12 protein-coding genes are annotated in these 18806 nt (G+C 67.9%); 4 read left to right on the forward strand and 8 right to left on the reverse strand.

Annotated elements, in window-relative coordinates; translation table 11 throughout:
- Positions 1-77: 77 nt before the first annotated feature.
- The 4 genes from ACFY23_RS20300 to ACFY23_RS20315 all read right to left on the reverse strand — a co-directional run bounded on the left by ACFY23_RS20300 (position 78) and on the right by ACFY23_RS20315 (position 7263).
- Positions 78-413 (reverse strand): UvrD-helicase domain-containing protein, encoded by a 336-nt coding sequence (locus tag ACFY23_RS20300; RefSeq protein ID WP_350684465.1) that lies wholly within the window; start codon positions 411-413, stop codon positions 78-80.
- Positions 410-1105: a TOPRIM nucleotidyl transferase/hydrolase domain-containing protein gene (locus tag ACFY23_RS20305; RefSeq protein ID WP_350684466.1), complete on the reverse strand. Its 696-nt coding sequence runs from the start codon at positions 1103-1105 to the stop codon at positions 410-412. The genes ACFY23_RS20300 and ACFY23_RS20305 overlap by 4 nt, the downstream gene beginning before the upstream one ends.
- 60 nt (positions 1106-1165) lie before the next feature.
- Positions 1166-2230, reverse strand: a complete 1065-nt coding sequence (locus tag ACFY23_RS20310; RefSeq protein WP_350684467.1) for an AAA family ATPase — start codon at positions 2228-2230, stop codon at positions 1166-1168.
- Positions 2231-2391: 161 nt separating this feature from the next.
- Positions 2392-7263 carry a hypothetical protein gene (locus ACFY23_RS20315; protein ID WP_350684468.1) on the reverse strand — a complete coding sequence of 1624 codons (4872 nt, stop codon included), beginning with the start codon at positions 7261-7263 and terminating at the stop codon, positions 2392-2394.
- Positions 7264-7851: 588 nt separating this feature from the next.
- Between ACFY23_RS20315 and ACFY23_RS20320 the strand changes: the two genes are divergently transcribed.
- The 4 genes from ACFY23_RS20320 to ACFY23_RS20335 all read left to right on the forward strand — a co-directional run bounded on the left by ACFY23_RS20320 (position 7852) and on the right by ACFY23_RS20335 (position 15108).
- Complete coding sequence (locus tag ACFY23_RS20320) at positions 7852-8784, forward strand: PIN domain-containing protein (RefSeq protein ID WP_350684469.1); 933 nt, start codon at positions 7852-7854, stop codon at positions 8782-8784.
- Between the two features lie 297 nt (positions 8785-9081).
- On the forward strand, positions 9082-10269 hold the full coding sequence (locus tag ACFY23_RS20325) for a DUF6361 family protein (RefSeq protein WP_350684470.1): 1188 nt from the start codon (positions 9082-9084) through the stop codon (positions 10267-10269).
- Positions 10253-12007 carry a phospholipase D family protein gene (locus tag ACFY23_RS20330; RefSeq protein ID WP_350684471.1) on the forward strand — a complete coding sequence of 585 codons (1755 nt, stop codon included), beginning with the start codon at positions 10253-10255 and terminating at the stop codon, positions 12005-12007. The genes ACFY23_RS20325 and ACFY23_RS20330 overlap by 17 nt, the downstream gene beginning before the upstream one ends.
- The gene (locus ACFY23_RS20335) at positions 12004-15108 is read left to right on the forward strand and encodes a DEAD/DEAH box helicase (RefSeq protein ID WP_350684472.1); all 3105 of its coding nucleotides are present in this window, start codon (positions 12004-12006) and stop codon (positions 15106-15108) included. Before ACFY23_RS20330 ends, ACFY23_RS20335 begins: the two co-directional genes overlap by 4 nt.
- A gap of 205 nt (positions 15109-15313) precedes the next feature.
- On the opposite strand, the gene ACFY23_RS20340 is transcribed toward ACFY23_RS20335, so the two are convergent.
- The 4 genes from ACFY23_RS20340 to ACFY23_RS20355 all read right to left on the reverse strand — a co-directional run bounded on the left by ACFY23_RS20340 (position 15314) and on the right by ACFY23_RS20355 (position 18646).
- Positions 15314-15496: a hypothetical protein gene (locus ACFY23_RS20340; RefSeq protein ID WP_350684473.1), complete on the reverse strand. Its 183-nt coding sequence runs from the start codon at positions 15494-15496 to the stop codon at positions 15314-15316.
- A gap of 977 nt (positions 15497-16473) precedes the next feature.
- Positions 16474-17484, reverse strand: coding sequence for a hypothetical protein (locus ACFY23_RS20345; RefSeq protein ID WP_350684474.1), 1011 nt, complete (start codon positions 17482-17484; stop codon positions 16474-16476).
- A gap of 56 nt (positions 17485-17540) precedes the next feature.
- Positions 17541-17891, reverse strand: coding sequence for a helix-turn-helix transcriptional regulator (locus ACFY23_RS20350; RefSeq protein WP_350684475.1), 351 nt, complete (start codon positions 17889-17891; stop codon positions 17541-17543).
- A gap of 266 nt (positions 17892-18157) precedes the next feature.
- Entirely contained in the window at positions 18158-18646 is a 489-nt protein-coding gene (locus ACFY23_RS20355) for a S1 RNA-binding domain-containing protein (protein WP_350819193.1), read from the reverse strand.
- Positions 18647-18806: the final 160 nt, after the last annotated feature.

An 18806-nucleotide genomic window follows, 5' to 3' on the forward strand; every position in this document is an offset into this window, starting at 1 on the left:
AACGGAAAGATCCACTCCTGGCGGGCCGCCGAGATCACCTGCACCCCGCCATGATCCACCATGGACCGGTCACCGAGTTACGAGACGTCCCTTAGGAACCGCCAGAAGAACCCGTCCAAGGTCATGATCGCGTGGGGGTGCTGCAGGAGGTCGGGACGGCCGAGCTCGTGAGCGCGGCTCCGGAGCTGCGCCGCAGCGACCTTGGTGAAGGAGGTAATGGCGCGTCCGATCGGCTGGTTGCGTGGTGTTGCGCAGTGCCGGTTGACGATGGTTCGGGTCTTTCCCGCGCCGGGGCAGGCCACGACTGCGCGGGGAGCGGTGGCGGCCACGACCGCGTCCTGCTGGGCCGCGGCTATCTCCCGCTGCCGGTGCAGGTCGGCGATTCTGGAGAGGGCGGTCGAGGGTGTTGTCATGCCAGTGGTGCCACCAGCCAGGTCAGGGCCTCGCGGATGTAGGCCGGTACATGCAGCCGGTGGCCGCCGGCGCTGGTGTGATCGAGGAAGTCCTGCGCGAAGTCGCCCTTGCGCAGGCGTGTCTTCTTCATAGCGGAGATGAGGATGCGGGCCCGCTCGTCGGCGTCGGCGGCCTCGATGCGTGCCTTCAGCCGGGGTCCCGCAGTGGGGCGCTGCGCCGACCACGCCGGCCAGAAGGCGGCGTTGCTTGCCTCGAGCAGCTCCGGTTCTAGAGTGCTGGGCGAAGCGAACACGGCTGCGGTATCGGTGGCGCCGAGACTATGGATCAGCCGGCGAAGGGCACCGACGGGGCCGTGACGCTTGCCGGGGTCAGTGTCGGTCAGCACCGCGACCCGGTTTGCGATGCGACCCGACGGTGTCATGGTCAGCAGCATGCGCAGGTAGGGGCCGAAGTCAACCCCGTCGATCGCGACGATGGTCGAGCCGACGAAGCTGGTCCATTCCCGGCCGGTGAACAGGGTGCGAGCCATCGCGGGCAGCAGGATCGCTTCGGCGATTCCCTCGACCAGGATGGTGCGCGGGCCGAACAGCATGCTGCTGCGGGTGGCATCGAGGTAGCGGTTGACCCGTGCCCGATCGGCGGCGACCAGGCCGAGCTCGGCGACCGCCACCGCGCATGCGGTGAACTTCATGGGCGCCGCAGGGCCGGGTGGGTCGCTGGTGAGCTTCGGCGGCGCGGTGACGGGACGACGCTAGAGCACGACAATGTCATCGACGTCCGTGTGGGCGGCCAGCAGCGGCGCGTGCGTGGTCACCACGACTTGGATGCGACCCAGCCATCCGTTGTCACTTGCGCCCTGGGAGTCTCGCGCGGTGCGGGCGAGATTGTCCAGCAGCACGGCCTGTAGCTGGGGATGCAGGTGCGCCTCGGGCTCCTCCACCAGCAGGAGCGTGAGATCAGCCTGGGCAGCGGCGTGCAGGTGGGTCAGGACGGTCGCGATGTAGGCGAGGTTGGCGTAGCCCATGCCGGATTCAGCGAGGTCGCGCGGCTCCACCCCCGCGTCCGCCATCCGCATCCGCAACCCACGGACTAAGCTGGTGAGGTCGGCGCGACCATAGCCCAGGTCGGTGATGTGTTCGTGCGCGCCGCTGGTCAGCTCGGTCAAGGGCTCGTTGACCTTCTGCGACGCGCGCAGCAGCACAGGATTGAGCTCGATGCGGCGCAGGTGCTCACCGACCTTACTCTGGAAACGCGCCCCGTCGTGACGGTCGCCGGCCTCGTCGACGAAGGCGTCGTCGGCGGGCAGCCGCTCGACGATCGCCCGGATCCGGGAGCTGCCGGCCAGGCCCAGTTCCCGTGAAGCGTCGCGCAGTGGAGGAAGGTACACGTGCCGGAGCCGACTACGGGCCCCCGGGTCGGGGTCGTCGGCGACCGCGCCGCTACCGGCGGTCCAGCTCATCCGACCACGGGTCTCCGCCACGCCAGGGGGTTCATAGGTCAGCGCATAGCGTGCTGACGCCTCGTGCTGCGCCGACGGAATGGAGGCGTCGCTGTACGGCGCGAGTTCGGAGGCCGTGCCACGCAGGGTCATCCGCAACGTGAAGCTCGAGTGGTCGCCAGTGCGGCAGACGTCATCGCCGTCAGCCCACAACGACCGCCGGCCATCCAGGGGCTCGGTGAGCACGCGCAACGCGTCGGTCGTCCCCGACTTGCCGGCACTGTTTTCGCCCAACAGCACCGTCACCCCGCACCGTAGCGGGATCCGGACGTTAGCAAACGCGCGGAACCCGAACATCTCCAGCTCGGCCAGGTGCACCGCGACCTCCCTTGCCGCGCAGTGTACGCAGGCTGGCAGCTTTGAGTCGTCACCCGGCGCAGCACCTATGACGGTAGGGCCATGGCCGCAGCGAGGTGCATCTACGTGTCTCGACGTGCGCCAGATCGTCGAATTGGCCCAGGGCCGCCGGAGACGATCGCCTACACGACCGGCCGGCGCACTACCCACACGTTGTCCACCTGCTCTGTCCGGTACCCCAGGCTCTCCAGGGTGGGTCGGAGTCTCCGTCCGGCCCGGAACTCGTCGTATCGGCGCTGGCCGAACCGGGCGATGAGCACCTCGCCGAGGTCGATCAGCGAGATCTCGCCGGCGCCATCGACTAGCTCCTCGATCAGGGCGGCGGGATCGGCCGCTGCCGACCCGGGTACCGAACCCGGCGGGGGCGGGCGGCCGGGAACTGTTCGGGCCCTTGCGGGTGATGGACCGTTCGTTGCGGTTCGTGTTGCCGGCGGACGACTCTCCGCTGCGGTCGGTACCGACGCCACTGGGGGGGACTCGGGCACCTCGTGTGACCGGACGACCGCCGGACGGGCTGCCGGGACCCGGCCGGCCGAGGCGCGCTGGCGGGCCGGGGCCGTCCACTTGCCGCTAAGATCGACTTCCCAGGCCCGCAGGCCGTCATAGCTGAAGCCTAGGAAGAAGTCGACGTAGACATTCTCGTCGCGGCCATGCCGGAACTTTTCGCCGGGCAGGAAGAACGCCGTCAGCCTGCCCTCGGCGATGCGGATCCGGCCGGACGTGGGCCCACTGATTTCCTCGATTACCCCCGGTACGCGGCTAAGCGGATCGGGCCGACTCCAGAATCCTCCGCTCCAAGTGCCCAGTTCGCTAAAGTGGGTCAGCGGGCACCACTCCGGTTCACGGCCGAACCATTCATAGCTCCACTGACGGTTGGCGAACCGGGACAGTGGCCGGGTCGCCTCCAAGTAGTGACGGATCCTGTCCTGCCGGTGTTCCTCGCCTCTGCGCCAGCGCAGGAAGTGCAGGATGTAGAGGTAGTAGTTGGCTTCGAGGCTGTCGGACACCTCGGCGATAGAGCTGAACCGCTCCAGCGCTCGCATCTCGTTGTACTCAGGGAGCCGACGGTACGCCTGAAACCAGGTGCGTAGGTCAGCCTCCGACGGCCGGTTCACCCGCATGGCGTGGTCCAGGCACTCGGCGATGGTGCGCAGGGTGCCCTCGTCCATCCGCGACCAATCCCGGTTGCCCCGCCGCACGTAGGCCCGAGCCAGCGCCCGCCCGATGGTCGCTTTCTCCGTCGGGTCGTCGAGCTGTTCCCGCCACTGCTGGATTAGGTAGTCGATGTTGCTGTAGAGCGTCTCGATTCCCTCCTCGCAGCTGCGGAAGTACCAGCTGTCCGGCGGGCCCCATGGGCCGGCCCGCATGGTCCGGTACTGGTCAAGCAGGTCCTCGGCGGCGGCCAACTGCTCGGCGACCCAGACGCTAGTGCTGCCCTCCGCGTTGATGAGGTCGGGCAGGCTTGCGTGTCCAGATACCTGCACCAGCCGCTCCAGCACGTACAGGACGAGCTGTACGGGGGTGATGTATGCATGCTCGCTGTCTGGCGCCGCTTTGCGGGCCTCTTGGAACGCATTCATCGCGCCCTGGAACCGGGATAGCACCTGGTCCAGCAGCGCTTGGACACTGATCGGCTGCTTCTGGGTCAGGATGGCCTCGACCGAGTGCTCGATCCACAACCGGCGTACCTGCCCCAGCGTGTGCAAATGTAGTGGGTCCCGGCCCTCGGATAGCTCGACCGCTCGCAGCAGGTAGCGCTCCGCGATCTCGAAGCTGGACTTCATCTCGTAAATCTGGTGTCGTCCGAGATGGTTCCAGAAGTGCGGCTCGTTGGGGCAGTGCTCGGTGAGCTGCTGCAGGACGTAGTGAGCAGGTGCTGGTGACGGCTTCGACATGGTTCTGATCAGCTCAGAGAAGTTGGAGCCACCGCGGCTCGTATCGTCGGCCCGGATCCGCCGGACGAACAGGTTCTCCAGCAGCCGTTGGGCCAGGTGATTCTCCGGGCCGAGGTGGCCGGCAACCTGGCCGATCAGGTCCACAGACAATTGCGACAGGTTGCGCCGCCAAGTCTTCGGATCGTCCCCGCCGAGCAGCTCCTGCAACACCTGCTCGGCGATCTGCGGGTGCATGAGCCGCAGTTCGCCCCGGTAATACACCGTGATGTGCCGCAGGTCATCGCCGAGCAGCTGGCGCAGGTCCTCGTCTTTGCCCTGGTAGCTCGCCTCGTGCGCCCACCGGCCGCTTATCCAGAATCGGACGAGGTGGACCGAGATGCCGATTTGCGCGTACCGGGTGACCAGCGCCAGGAACAGCGAAACCCTGCGCTGCTCGGGGGTGAGCCGGTCCACGTGGTGCCGGACGAACGTTTCGATCCCGATGAAGTTCCGCTCGTACGCGCACAGCCCGAAGAAGAACGGGGACAGTTGTTGCGGATGAATCGGTGTGACGGTGGCGTCCACCGAGCCGAGCCGGGAGATTAGGTCCCGACCGGCCTGTGTTTCGGCCTGGGGGGCGTACGTGCGGGCGAAATCCCGCCGTTCTCCGGTCGGCATTGGATCGAGTAGCCGGTGCAGGTGTCGCTCGCCGCGGCCGGCGTGGTGGGTACCCGCGTTAGTCCGGGTTACCCAAAGCTCGACGACGGGGATGTTGCGGCCCTCCAAGCCGGCGCGCAGGTCATTGCGCTCGGCGTCGGACAGCTCGGCGGCCTCGACCAGCAGCAGCAGCGGCCGGGAAACCCGACGGTAGAGCTCCTCGATCCGTTCCACAGTGCTGCCGCTGTACTGCTTTAGCACCATGGTCGGGTGGGTGGCGCTCAGATCCCAGGCGAGCCGGCGAGCCAGGGTGGTACCTCCAGCCCCAGGCGAGTGGGCCAGCTCCACCACGACCGGGCGGTGGGTATCAACCAACACCTTCTCGACGTCACGGCGTAACTCCCGGTACAGCTCACGGGGCACGTCCAGGCCTGCGGCAAGGTCCGCCCAGGTCGGCGGTCGTCCGCGCCAGAAGTCGTCGCTGTCCCGACGGCGGTGCGTCGCCTCCGTTAGCGCCGCCGAGTGCAGAACCTCCACGTCGACGCCGAGCCAGAGTAGATCCTGCGGGCTGAGCAGTACTCGCCCATCAGCACCAGGAACGGTGGCCTCGGGCATCACCCCGCCCACCGGGAGCACCGGGGCCAGCGCCTCTAGCAAGCCAGCTATGTCCGGTCTGCCGCCGTCTCCGGCGAGCCCTACATCCAACCAGTGGACGTTGCCCTCGTACCGCTCGTCGATGTATTCGACGATCCGGTCGATCTTGGGATCATTTTGGCCGGAGCGCAGGACCAACACCGCGGCCGCCCGGTTGGCGGTCTGCCGCACGGTGCGGTCCACGACCTTCCGGAGCAGCGGCAGATATGTGCGCCGCCACTCGGCCAGCTCCTGTGGGCGCGGCTCGAACCGGGACGCCCAGCCGTTGGCGTACAGCCAGACCGTCGCGTCCCGGGGCCGCTCGGGGGGCAGCGTACGACCGGCTTCGGTCACCGCACGCCGGGTGTGAAGCCCGGGCCGGAGAATTGCCGATAGCCCGTCCGCGTCGCTGCCCGGGTCGAGGTCTATCACAACGCCCCACCGACTGGACGCGAGGTTGCCCAGCTCGGGCCGGTGTATCCCCTCGTCGGCGACCAGAAACAGGTCAAGTCCGCTCTCCTCGGCGCTGAGGAACGGCTCGAACAGCTTCTGCGCCTCGGCCACGGGTACCGCTGGGGTCGCCGGCGGGTGGGCCGCCTCCACCCTGCGCCCGCGCTCATGCTCCTGGACAAGCTCGGCCCACTCCTGTGGGAAGTGCCGGAGCAGCAGAACTTTGCTCGCCCAGGCCGCATAGAGGAAGGCTGAGGAGCGCAGCCGATCGTCGCCCGGGTGGTCGGTGGGCTTGGCCGCCCAGTTGAGCCCGGCGGCCACCCGGGCCAGCGGATACTGCAGGTCCCAGACGTCCAGACGCCGGCCCTCCAGCGTCTCGAGCACGCCGTTGGTGCTGTCGCGGATCTGCTGAATCAGCTCCAGGGTGCCCTGGTCTGCCGGAAGCAGGAGCACCCGCGATGCCAGGCTCACATCGTCGACCGCGGAGAACACGGGCAGTGGCGACGGGGAGCTGGACTGCCGGATGCCGTTCAGATAGGCGGAGACCTCAAGGTATGCCTGGTCGTACAGGAGCGGGGCGTCACGGTCCCAGCTCAGATCGATCAGCCAATAGGCCAAGTTCCGGGTTTGCTCAGAACCGGTGACCACGATGTTCTTAAGGTGCAGGTCTCCATGGCAGCGGCCGCGGAAGACCGCGGCCATTTCGCCGTACAGAGGTCGGTCTGGGGCCCACACGCGGTGCGGGTTGGGCAGGTGCTCGCCGCCGTGCACGAACAGCAAACCATCCCGGGCGTCGGCCCCTGCAGCCGCACGCTGCAGGGCCTCTCGCCGCGAGGTCTCGCCGAACATTCCCGGTACCCACTCCTCGAGCACCTCGCCGATGTTGGCCCGGTAGTCGGGCAGGTCGGCGGCGTTCAGCTGAGCGGCGAGCAGTTCGCTGGCTACTTTGCCGCAGACGCTGCGCTGGTCCCGGTAATCCACCGCGTCGGCGGTGCGTATGCTGCGTAGCCCGGGCCCGGCGATCTCGTACAGCTCAGCCCGTACCGCGTCGTCCGCGACTACGGTGACCAGTCGTGGTACCCGCCGGTCGGCGAACTCGGCGAGCGCCTCATGGAAGTCGCGGTGTGCCGAGGCCTGGTCGGGAGTGCTCGCGTCGGAAACCTTCAGGATGTAGTGGCCGTCGATCCGGTCCCGGGTGCCTGAAGGGCGACCATCGGAGATGTCGCAGACCAGCACCAACGCGTCAGTGAATCCGCCGCCGAGCATCCCGATCCGCACGATCCCGGTGATCGCCGGATGTCTGCTCTGCAATAGCGCGAACGCCGCCTCCTCACGGCGTGCGGTGACATCTTCAGCTACCGCGAGTCGGCCATCGTTCACGCCACGAGGTTAGCCCGTAGACCCAAAGAGCGGAAAGCTGCAACCGCATCGAGTACCCCGTGTCAGCCGATCTGGTTTCCGCGGCCGTCCTATGCGGAATGGCATGTACCGGCAGAGCCCAGCTCGCGCAATACAGCCGGATGGGATCTTGTGTCGGCGAGGCGTGAAGAGCGACCCCCAGGCGGCCTGGAACCCACGCGTCGCCAGGGGATCCGACTTCAGCCGTCGTTGACATCTTGAACGGCCCCGGTCGACGTTTTCCCAGTCCAGCCTGCGTCGGCAGGCGGTGGCGCACAGCGTCCGGGCTATGACGCCTGGCCGATTCACCGCCGATCCGAGACAGTGCTGGCCCGGACATGTACCGACTGAGGATCGCCGCTGCGGCTTGCAGCACCAGCGCGGTCCGCGGCGTGTATCTGGTGAAGCGATGTCTCGCAACTCGGTGCCTTTTGTTTGGAAAGATCGCCGAGGATGCCCGTGATGAGCGGGTTGTCGCACCTACGGCGGACTCCGGACGGCGGACTCCGCCCGGCGGACCGCAGCCCTAAACAGATGTCGGTGACAGGCCCGCCCTGCCAGGATTCCGGCATGCTCGTCACCCTGACCCCTGGCGTCGACCGCGATCGCGTCCTTGAACTGCTCCGGTCCGCCTCCATCGAGATCAGCAACAACTACGGCAAGCAGGATGGCTACGTACGGTGGGCACTGGACGTCGGCCGGATGCTCCGTGGCCAGATCGCCCGCTCCGACCTAGACCAGCTCCTGTTCACGCCAGCCTTCTACCGGCTTGTCGATCCGGTGCTGATGGGTACGCCGCAGGGCTTCCAGCTGCTCGAAGCCGAGATCTCCGAACGCCGGGCCGCGCTCACCTCGGCCTTTGAGACGCTCCAGGAGCAGATTGGGACATGGACGGCCACGGCGGGCAACGTTCTCGCAGTTGTGGACAGCAGCGTGTTCCTGTCCCACCCCGCATGGACTCAAGACGACGACCCGACGGCGGTCATCGCGAGCATCCCTTGGGCAGAAGAACTCGGCGTTGGATGTGACGATGTCCTGCTCGTACTTCCGGAGGTGGTGATCCGGGAGTTCGACCGGCTCAAGGAGTCAGGGAACCAGAGGTCCCGGCATCGGGTGACGCTGGCCGTTGTCGACAAGCTGCTGCCGCACCCCTACGGCACGGTGACGATCCGTCTCAAGGACAACGACTGGGGTGAAGTGGCCGAGCGCGGTGAGATGCCGCGCGGCGCGGTGCAGCTGCGGATGTTCTACGACGATCTTGCGCACCGTCCGCTTTCCGACCCGGACGCGGAGATTATCGATCGCGCCGTCGCGGTGCAGACCCTCGCAGGCAAACCGGTCCGGCTGGTGACGATGGATACCGGAATGGGGCTCAACGCGCGCCGGGCCGGGTTGCTGGCCACGAAGCCGGCGAGGGAAATCGAGACGCCTCCGGCCGAGGGGCAGTCGACACGGGCACGTCGCCGGGCGGCGGCCGCGGCCGCTGAGAAGACAACGCAATGATCCGCCGGCGTTGGGACCGGTAGACCTGTGGTCTGGACCTGGTGAGGCGCTTCCTACCGGCGCCCTTCTTCCGGCGGATCTTGGTAGTAGGTGACGGCGAAGGGCCCCATCCTCGGACCGGCCAGGAGTTGTCGGAGTCGGGCGGCATGATTCTCGTCGAACACAGCCCCCGACCGCACGCCCTACCGCGGTGGGTCACGATCACAGAAGATGCATTAGTCGCGAATGTCGAGCCGGTCTGGGAGCGCGTGACCAGTCAGTCGGAAGTGCTTGCTGGCCGAGAGCGGGAGGTGGAAGGTGGCATCGCAGTTGTCGTGGCTAGACAGCTCCCGGGTGGAGCAGCAGAGAATGCGCGAGCTGCTGAACATGTTCAGCGAGCAGGAGAGCCGGGACGAATTGGGCATCGGGCAGGTGCGTGATGCATTCGGTGATCTGCTGTTCCCCGGAACGTCGACGTTGCACACGCGTGCTCGGTACCTGCTGATCGTGCCGTGGTGCATCCGGCAAGCCGGCCGCCGGTCGGACCGCGATCAGGCGGTGGAGCTGGACCGGGTGGAGCGTGTTGTCATTTCGGCGCTGCGGTCGGCGGGTGCAATCGATGGCCTTATCGGGCGGCGCGCGTCGACGGGCGTCAAGACGCTACCGTCCACAATCTATGCATCCGCGTTGCGTTGCTTTGGCATCGACAAAGGTGGCGAGTTCCTCGCCGGAGTCGGTGATCCGGAGGCGGCGGAGCTGACCGAGCTGCGGACGAGCCGATGGCCGTCCACGCTGCCGCCACCGCCGGCCGGCTTTCCCGAAGCCGTCGGCACCGGCTTGGACCTGACGCTGCCGGAGGCGGACTGGCTGCGGGAGCACATCATGACCAGCACCGCCGGCACCCTGCTCGCTCATCTGCTTCAGCCGGGCAACCGGCCGGAGGACGACGCGGCGGCGCCCTGGCGGGCCTCGGCGGCCGGCTCGGCGCCGGAGCGGGTGCGGACCGACCTGGAGTACGCCCGGGCGTTCTCGACCTGTATGCACGGAGCGGCGCTGCTCTACAACCTGATTCTCGCCGAGGAGTACGAGAAGGCGGGCCATGACCGGATCGAGCCGCCGGACTACCGGGAGGAACTTGCCCGCTGGGCTGAGCGGATGGCGACGGTCGCGCCGTGGGACCGAGCGGACATGTGGAGCCGCCTCATCGCAATCAACCCGCGCATCAACACCAACCTGCGCGCGCGGGCGTTTATCGAGGCCTGGATCGACCTCGTCCTCGCCGGTCAGGCCGAGGGCGCGGCCGATGACGTCGAGTTGCGGGACCTGGTCGCCCGCCGGGAGAAGACGGTGAAGAAGACCCAGTCGCGGCTGGTCAACAGCAAGCTGCTGCGTGGCTGGACGGGCGCGTCAGGCAGCCGGCAGCTGGTGTATCGGTGGCCGCAGGTGCGACGCATGCTGGCCGACATCCACGACGGCATGGAGGCGATCAGTGCTGTTGCCGCCTGACGGACGCGCACTGCTGACCGATGTACTGCGTCCGCCGCCGGGGTTTCGGCTGGACCGCGCCGTCGGTACCACGTTCACGCTGGAGTTGGATAGCGTGCTCACCGCCCCGCTGGCGTTCGCCGCGCACGCCCTGCGGGATCGGGATGATCCGATCTCGATTCTGGAGGGCGTGCGGCGCTGCGCTGACCGGATCGATGTGTTCTGCCAGGCAGGGCAGATCGCGGCGCCGCCGGGCAACTCCAGTCTGCTGCTCCTGCTCGAACAGGCCGTTCACCCGGTGCGAAGTCCTCGGCCCGGGCGGCTCTTTCATCCCAAGATGTGGCTGGTCCGATACGTCCGCGATGGCGATCGGTTGCTGCGGCTCGTCGTGTTGAGCCGGAACCTGACCAACGACCGCAGCTGGGATGTCTGCTTGACCCTGGATGGCGTGATCGGCTCGCGGCCGGACGCGCGGAACACTCCGGTGGTCAAGCTGCTTCGGCATGCGATCGACCTGGCCACGCAGCCAGTGCCCGAATCACGGCGGGCAGCGATTGAGGAGCTGCTGGAGCATCTTCGGCGGGCCGACTGGGAACTCCCTGAGGGCTTCTTTCGAGACGAGTTGTACTTCTATGCGCTCGGCGTGCCGGGCACTCGATCGCCGAACTTCGCCGGTACTCGACATCTGGTGATGTCGCCCTTCGTGGGCGCTGACGGCCTCGACGTCTGTGCCCCGGGCAATGGTGAGTTGACCGTCATCGGGAGGCAGGAGGAGCTGGACCGGTTGCCCGAGGGGACGCTGGACGGATGCAGCGTGCTGGTGCTCAATGACCTCGCGGCGCTCGACCTGGATGACGAGACCGGGCCGGCACGGCTCGCGGGGCTGCACGCCAAGACGTATGTCGTCGAGTATGGGCGGCGTGCCCGGGTGATCGTCGGGTCGGCCAACGCGACCGGCGCGGCGTTCACGGGCAATGTCGAGCTGCTGGTGGAGCTGGTCGGATCGCGGGAGCGGCTTGGCATCGACGCGCTGGCCGGCGAGGGCGCGGATCTGCGGGCGATCCTTGAGGAGTACGAGCGGCGCGACGTCGTCGAGCCCGACGAGGACACCGGACGGGAACTTGAGGCCTATCTACGCAATATCGCCGCCGTCCCGTTCCACGCCAGCGTCGGCACCGACGAGGAGCCGCACGAGCTGCACGTACGCGCCGCCGGGACGCTGTCGCCGCCGCCCGGTGGGCGGCTGACGGTCGCCCTGCTCACCCGACCGGACCTGGTGGCGGAGCTGCCGGGCGACGCCCACTTCGGTGGCTTGGCCACCACGGAGATCACCCGCTTCCTCGTGCTCACCGCAGTGGCTGCGGACGGCACGACCAGACGAGCGGTGACGATCGCCAGCCTGACCGGCGACCCGGCTGACCGCCTTGACCGGGTGCTCGCCGAGCAGATCAACACACCGGACAAGTTCCTGCAGTTCCTGATGCTGCTGCTTGGCCTCGGATCGTCCGGCGAGGTGATCGGTCCTACGGGCGCGGGAGGAGACACCGGGCTATGGCGCCGAGGCGGCGTCGGCGTCTTGGAGCTTCTGCTCGCCGCGCTGGCGGACCGACCCGCTCAGCTTGACGAGCTTGCCGGCCTAGTCCGGCAGCTGACGGCCACTGAGCGGGGTAGGGCGGTCCTGCCGGAGGGCTTCCTGGAACTGTGGCAGCACGTGGACCAGGTCCGTCGTGAACTCGCACAAACCGGGGTAGGCGCATGAGAGGGCTCAAGGACTTCCAGCGGGACACCGTCGCGTACCTGCTAAACCGGTACTTCGGCACGGATCCGACCCGTCGGTTCCTGGTCGCCGATGAGACCGGCCTGGGCAAGAGCGTCGTCGCAGGCGGTGTCGTGGCGGCAATGATCGATCGGCTCCAGCGCGATGATGCGGTGACGCGCATCGACATCATCTATATCTGCTCGAACCAAGACGTCGCCGCACAGAACCTGGCACGGCTGGCCGGGCCGCACCACGCCACGCACCCGATGTCCAGCCGGCTCACCCTCCTCGGCCGCGAGTTGCCCCGATTTACACCGCAGGCCCGCGGCGGGAAGCCGGTCAACCTCGTATCCTTCACACCTGGCACCTCCTTCGCTCTCGGCTGGCAGACCGGCACGGCAGCGGAGCGCGCCATGCTCCACCACCTGCTGCGCAACGAGGGTTGGGATGGCTGGCAGCGCAAAGCCGCCCTGCGGATCATGCAATGCACGACCCGATCGTTCGAACGGTTTCAGAACCGCTGCGCCAACTTTCCCCGCACCCTCACTCACGGCATCGACCCACGCGTTCGGAACCGGTTCCTGGATCGCGCCCGCGCAAAAGGACTTCTCGACCAGTTCGACGAGCTGATCGCCGACATCGGGCGGCGGTCGGCGTTGACCGACTCCGAAAACGGCCGATGCAAGACTCTCGTCGGCCGGCTGCGTGGGGTGCTCGCTGAGGCCGGCGCCCACGCGCTCGAGCCCGATCTGGTGATCCTCGACGAGTTCCAACGCTTCCGGAACCTGCTCGATCCCGAGCTGGGTGGCGAGGCCGCCGAGTTGGCGCACCACCTGTTTAACCACCAGGACGCGCGCGTCCTGCTGCTGTCCGCCACCCCATACAAACCGTTCACCTACGCCGAGGAAGCCGCCACCGACGACCACCACGCCGACCTCAAGCGCGTGCTCAACTTCCTCTGCCCAGACCCCGGGTGGCACGACGCTGTGCACGCGGCGCTGCGCGCCCACCGCGAGGCCGTCCTCGCCGGGGCCCCGACCGGCGCCGCGGGCGACGATGTCCGGCGGCTGCTGCTACGGGTCATGTGCCGCACAGAACGCCCGGCCCTCGGCCGCCACGCGATGCTGGCCGAGCACATCACCCCCGCCGCTGGCGTCGATCCGACGGAAATCCGCTCGTTCGTCGCCATGAAGCGGCTCGGCGCGGCACTCGACGCCCCAGTCCTGCTCGACTACTGGAAATCGGCGCCATACTTCCTCAACTTCCTCGAGGGCTACCAGCTCGGCGACCGGCTGCGGGAGGCTATAAAGCGCGGGCTCGGCGCAGAGGTCCGGCAACTGCTCGACCGGGCGCACCTGCTCGACGCCGCAGCCGTCCACAAGTACGCCCCAATCGACCTGGGCAACGGCAAGTTGCGCAGCCTCGCCGCCCAGACCGTTGACCGCGGCTGGTGGCGGCTGCTCTGGCTGCCACCGTCCATGCCGCACTACAGGCTCGGACCGCCCTTCGCTGATGCGGCCCGCCAGCAGATCACCAAGCGACTGCTCTTCTCCTCCTGGAACGCCACGCCAACGGCAGTTTCGGCACTGCTCAGCTACGAGGCGGAGCGCCGGGTCCGAGACCGGCACATCGAGGCGCCCCGCAGCAGGTTGGACTACCGGATGAGCGACGGACGGGTGGCGTCCATGAGCACCGTGGCACTGTTCTGGCCACACCCAGTGCTCGCGGCGGCCTCTGATCCGTTGACCGCCGCCCGCCGCGACCCGGATCGGCCTCCGGACCTGGCAGCGATCGAGTCAGAATGCCGCCAGCGGCTGCTCGCCGAGGCACCAAAGACCTTCCGTGCCGCAGGACACGCCGGGGAGCCGCAGCCCTGGCGTGCTGTTCTGGGCTGGCCCGGTGCCAACCCTGGTGTTTTCCTCGATACGGCCGTCGAGGCAGCCACCACGGGAGCCGACTCGGGGAATGACGCGGACAAGGACAGCTACAGCGGGCTGGTCCGGCATTTCCAGGAGGCGCTCGCCGCAGCCTCCGCTGGCGGCGAGCCGATCAGCGCCAGCCCGGACGCTGTCGTTGACGATCTCGTCGCTATCGGGCTGCACGGCCCCGGCAACATCTCCTGGCGGGCGCTCGGCCGGCTCGTGGACGACGAGAGCCGCGTCACGCCTCAGGGGCTGTGGCGGGCCGCGACCATCGTCGCCGCCGGCCTGCGGAGCCTGTTCAACCGTCCCGAGACGATGCTCTTGCTGGACCAGCTTGGCCTGGGCGATCCGTATTGGCGGGCCGTCCTGCGCTACTGCGCCGCCGGCGGGCTCCAGGCCGTCCTCGACGAGTACGTGCACACGCTGCGCAGCTCGGCAGCGGAGACACCGCTGGACGACGAAGCCCTGCTGGCGATCGCCCGTGACGTGAACCGGGCGGTGACGGTGCACTCGGCGCCGTACTCCGCTCTGGACCCGCTCAACCCCAGCAGCCGGATTTCGATGACCGGTCGATTCGCGCTGCGGTACGGCGGCCGCGGCGACGACGAGACCAACACGAAACGTATGACCGGCGTTCGGCACGCGTTCAACAGCCCGTTCTGGCCCTTCGTCGTCACCACCACAAGCGCCGGCCAGGAGGGCATCGACTTCCACACATACTGCTCAGCGGTCGTGCACTGGAACGTCCCCGCCAACCCGGTGGACTTTGAACAGCGGGAGGGCCGGGTGCACCGCTTCGGCGGCCACGCAGTACGCCGCAACATCGCCACTCGCCATCGCGCCGACGCGCTCCGGTCCGCCCACCCCGACGTATGGAAGGCGGCGTACGACGCGGCGCGGCAGCAGTCGCAGCTCGGTGACATGGCGCCATACTGGGTGTATCCGGGACCGGCTCGCATCGAGCGCCACGTGCTGCCGCTGCCACTGAGTCAGGACCTCGCCCGCTACGAGCAGTTGAAACGGGACTTGGCGCTGTACCGACTGACATTCGGGCAGCCGCGCCAGGAGGACATGCTCGCGTTGCTCACCAGCGCAGGCCTCGCCGATCAGCAGGCAGAGCGGGACGCTATTGACCTTCGGCCTCCGACGCGCTCGGCGCGAAGGAACAGGGTGAGATGACCGGTCCTCTCGCGGCAGCGGCTCCAGCAGCTCGCCTGGTACCCCACCTTCCCGAAGCCGTACCAGGAGCTGCGCGGCATGGAGGTGTGGCTGGCCGAGTACGTCAAGGCGTGGATCAAGGAGTACCGCCAGTCCCGCCCAACGGACGAAGACTTTCCGGGCTGACCGGGCAGGAACGTAGCCTGCCCGGCCACCCGTCACCTGGTTAGCGACGCCACCACCGGAACAGCTCCGACACCGCCTTGACGATCGCAGCACGATCTTTGGACTCAGAGCCGCGAAGAGCGATGCCGGCCACGATCACTTTGCCGGCCACCGGAAGCCCAACCAGGACCGCAGCGATCAGCGGACTTGCGGCAGCGATTGGCTCGATGCTGGTGACACCCACTGTCTTGCTTCTCCTCCCTCTGGTCGAGTGAGGCACGCAGGGCTCAGCTCGACCAGTACGCAATGACTGGTAAAGCTGAGGTCCTGCGCCGGTTGAGCAAGATCTCAGGGTGGAACGGGGCGGAACTCAGTTTCCTTGCTGGCGGTGCCTCCACCCCCTGGCCTCCGTCAACCGGCGACGGAGCGGGGTGACTCTGGGGTTCTTCCCATGAGTCGGTGGGTTACGTCTCGATGTCAACCCTGTCCAAGGGGCCAACATGTGGCAGCGTACCCGAGCCGCGCGACACGATGCCAGCGCGAAGGGCTCTCTCAGGTGGCCCCTGAGACGCGAACGCGGCCCGGCGGTACGACCCTCGACGGCGGGTGACTTCCCGGGGGTCGGTGGTGGCCCGGGCAGCAGCCCGGACGGGAGGCGCAACGGCAGATCCTTCGCTGCGGACCGGTCCCGCACCGGCCAGGGCGGTGGAAGCGGTCGGCGGAGACTGCGGCGCCGATGCCCTGGCGACCGGTCAGTAAAGCCTGGGCCGATCTGGGGCGGAACGGGGCGTACGGCTTCGGTTTCCAAGGGGTTAAGCGCACTGCATACATAATTGTCACCGTGCGCGGCAGGCCGGTGTACCCATAACCGTCAGAGCGGTGTCACAGATCCGGCAGCCGAAAACCGTCATGTATCCCCCGCGCGTCGACTGAGGTTATAGATTCTCGCCCCACCCCGCCGGCCGCGCTGCGGCCCCGTGCCGCGCTGACCTCGCGCGGCAGTTCCGTATCGGCAGGCCGTGCGCACAGCAGTGCCTGACAACGAATTCAGGTAAAGCGTCCTTCCCCATCTGCCGCTGATCGCGCGGTTATGCCGAGAACAGTGCACCTGATCAAGGCGATGAGGTGCTGCGGTCCACCGTGCGCCCAGACCTTCTATGGGATGGATGGGGTGGAAGGCTGGTGTCCGGCTCGCAGGCTGCGCTTCGGTCGTGCTGTGGACTACGCGGGCGTCGAGAGTGCGCCGCAGGTAGGGCAATGGCGCCGGCCCGTGCCGCGCGAACGGCGGCCCGGCGACCAACGCCCCCGTGCCACAAGGGCGAGCGACACCAGCATCGGTCCAATCGTGGCCGCCAGCATCGACGCGACGACCATGGATGACCACTCCGGAATCACGGCCCGGCCAGGGCCGGAGCCGGAGTCGAGCACCGCGCCAAGCGGGTTCACCGCGAGCATCCCGATCGGGGCGAGCAGAATCAGCATCGCCCAAGCACCGCGAAAGTCGCGCCGGGCGGCCAAGCCGAGCGCGATCAGCAGCGTGCCGATCAGCAGCGCGACCGCAGCGGCGGGCAAGGCCGTCATGGTGAGATCGAAGTAGCCGGTCATAAAATCTAGGCTGGGCGCGGTACCGATGGTGATCGGCAGGACCGCCGCCGCAGCGGCGATCGGCATGAGCCGGACCCGCCATTGGCGCTGGCCCGCCGCACCGAGCGCGACGACACCGAGCACGATCTGGGGCAGCAGCACCGCCAGCGGCGGGCGGGGCAATCCGGTCAGCGCCGCGGCCGGCACGATGCCGACAGTTAACAGTACGGCCAGGCCAACCGCCCAGCGCAACCATTGGCTGCTCGCCGCGACATGTACCACGGCGGCGAGCAACCAGGCCCCCCACGCCGCAACAGCGAGTGAGAGAAACGGCCCGACCCGCGAAGACCAGGGCGGTATGGCGGCAAGCACTTCAAAACCGGCCCACCAGGTCGCGATCGCGGTCGCCGTCATCAACGCGAGCAAGCCAGCGAGGCGGAAACCGGGACCGAGTCCCTGCGCGATCCTCAGATGCTGCCGCAGTCCACCGACCGCAAGGTCCGCGACGTCGCTGACTGAGGGTCTCCTGCGTCCGGGCGCCGCCAGGGACAGGTAAGTGTCCACCAGCTCCGAACCGCGCTCCCGCCGATAGCCGACCGGATAGAACAGCACCGTCCACCGCGCATAGCGGCGTTCCAGCCCGGTCACGGCAGAGCTGCCTCCATCCTGTTCTCCAGTGCAGTTATGCCAGCTCTCCACCGGGATCATGCGAGTCCACCACTTAGGCGAGGCGACGGCATAGTGGCGCGCAGCCGGGCAGTCGCCGCCTCGACGTTGCGGCGCATGCGTTCGGTCTCGACGGCCAGTACCTCACCACCCGGCTCGGCGAGTCGGTAGTAGCGGCGCAACCGGCCGTCAACGATCTCCTCCCGTTCGACAGCCACCAGGCCAGCGTCGACCAGCCGGTCGAGTGCGCCGTACAGCGTGCCGGGGCGCAGCGAGATACGGCCGTCGGAAAGCCGGGCCACCGCAGCGATCAAGCCATACCCATGCATCGGCTCACCGGCCAGGGCGGCGAGAATCAGGAACGTGGGTTCGCGCAACGGAGTCTCCACACACGGCAATATAACGGCTGCGAAGGTATGCCGAAAGATCGCAATCACAGCCGGCCGCGGGAGCACTCCACGCGGCTGCCACCCCTGGGCTCAGTGACGCGGTACCGGCGCCGCGCATTGGGCAGGCCGGCCTCGAAGCGCAGTTCACCCGGGCCGCCCAGCCAGTGATGTCCGCACATGCCGCGATCCGCGCGTGGCGTAAGTTTCGTGGACGTTGAAACCGTTGTCGACGGTGTTGATTCGGGCGGCTCGTAATGGGCGGCCGATCAACGCGTCGGCGCGAGCTCCAGCCGCACTCGGCGCCGCGGCCGGTCCACCTCGGCGATCGTGACGGTGATCATCTCTCCCATCACTGGCCTCCGGGTCAGAACTGACTCGTGGAGCAGTCCCGCGATGCCCGGCGCGACGCGGACGAAGACACCGAACGGCACCACCTTGACGACCGGCCCGGACAACACCTCACCGACCCGGTCCGCGAACGGGACCAGTGGATCCTCCTGCAACGCCTTCAGCGAAAGCTGCACATGTCCACGGATCGCGTCGAAGTCGAGCACCTCGGCGGAGACCTGCTGGCCAGCGTGCACCACGTCGGCAGGGTCGCAGAAGTACTCCCAGGTCAGCTCCGGAATCCGAATGAACCCAGTGCCGGGCGAGCCGGCCGGGTCCCCTTCGAGACGCACGAAGACGCCGAAGTTGTGGATCTCTGAGATGATTCCACGCACCACCGTGCCGCGCTTCGGCTGACCCGCAGACATGGCAGAGACTGTAGAGCCGAGGTAGCAACTTGCGGCTCCTGACCAGTGCACGCTTCTGCCGCCGATCGTGCGCGCTGGGGCCGGCGCACCGGTCACGCTGCGTTCGGCCACCCTCGGTGCTGCTCCGTTGCGGATATGCCGATGAGCGCGCGTTGTGTGA

The organism is Micromonospora sp. NPDC000121 (genome assembly GCF_042899165.1).
GTDB lineage: Bacteria > Actinomycetota > Actinomycetes > Mycobacteriales > Micromonosporaceae > Micromonospora.